This is a genomic window from Curtobacterium sp. B8 (assembly GCF_000333315.1).
In the GTDB taxonomy this organism is placed as follows: domain Bacteria; phylum Actinomycetota; class Actinomycetes; order Actinomycetales; family Microbacteriaceae; genus Curtobacterium; species Curtobacterium luteum.
Window position 1 is genome coordinate 1 of record NZ_BACW01000526.1, and the last position, 1,148, is coordinate 1,148.

Sequence of the window (1,148 nt, forward strand, 5' to 3'; positions counted from 1 at the left end):
GATCTCGAGTCGGGCGCCGAGGCCGCGGAGGAAGTAGAAGCGGGAGCCGGAGACCTTGACTCCGCGCGGGATGTCGATGATCCCGAGGTGCTCGCCAAGGTCGGCGTGGTCCTTCGGCTCGAAGTCGAACTCGGGCTTCGTGCCGACGGTGCGGAGCGTGACGAAGTCGTCCTCGCCGCCCTTCGGCACGTCGGGCAGCACGACGTTCGGGATCGACCGGACGACCTGGTCGAAGGCGTCCTCGGCCTCCGTGACGGTGGCCTGCGCCTCCTTCACCTTCGCCGCGAGCGCCTGCGCCTGCTGCACGAGCGCCGCCTTCTCGTCCTTCGGCGCCTTCGCGACGGTCTTCCCGAAAGCGTTCTGCTCGGCGCGGAGGGACTCGAACGAGGTGATCGCGCTCCGCCGGGCCGCGTCCGCGGCGACGGCGTCGTCGACGACGTCGACGGAGGCGCCACGCGCCTCCTGCGAGGCCTTGATGACGTCGGGGTTGTCGCGCAGGAGCTGGGGATCGATCACCGGATCATCCTAAAGGGGCGGCCTGGAGGCCCGTGGCGGGCCCGCCCCGCGCCTCCCGGCCGGTCCCTGGTCGCGCCCGCGTCCCTTCGCAGCGTCCGGTCGGTACCGTGGCAGCATGTCGACCCCTTCGGAGACCGCGCCCACGGATGACGCCCTCCAGACCGAGCAGCGGACGGCCGCGGTGGTCTACAACCCGGTCAAGGTGCACCTGCCGACCCTCAAGCAGACCATCGAACGGCACCAGCGCGATGCCGGCTGGGCCGAGACGCTGTGGTTCGAGACGTCCGAGGAGGACCCCGGCGGCGGCATGACCCGCGAAGCGCTCGAGGCCGGTGCGGACGTGGTCGCGGCGGCCGGCGGCGACGGGACGGTCCGCGCCGTGGCCGAGGTGGTGCACGGGTCCGACGCCGCCCTCGCCCTGCTGCCGAGCGGGACGGGCAACCTGCTCGCCCGCAACATGAAGCTGCCGCTCGACGACCTGGAGGCGAGCGCGCGCACGATCTTCCACGGGGACGACCGTCCGATCGACTTCGGCACCCTCACCGTCGAGCGCGACGGCGGCGAGCGCGAGCAGCTCGGCTTCCTCGTGATGGCGGGGCTCGGGCTCGACGCCCGGAGCTCGCGACACCCGC

Annotated in this window: 1 protein-coding gene and 1 pseudogene; one reads left to right on the forward strand and one right to left on the reverse strand. The window is 72.6% G+C overall.

Annotated features, from left to right (window positions below; genetic code table 11):
- Positions 1–516: pseudogene (locus I59_RS13780) on the reverse strand (serine--tRNA ligase); the annotation flags it as partial.
- Positions 517–631: 115 nt separating this feature from the next.
- Between I59_RS13780 and I59_RS13785 the strand changes: the two are divergent.
- A partial coding sequence (locus I59_RS13785) for a diacylglycerol kinase family protein (protein ID WP_022904370.1) occupies positions 632–1,148 on the forward strand: 517 nt, incomplete at its 3' end.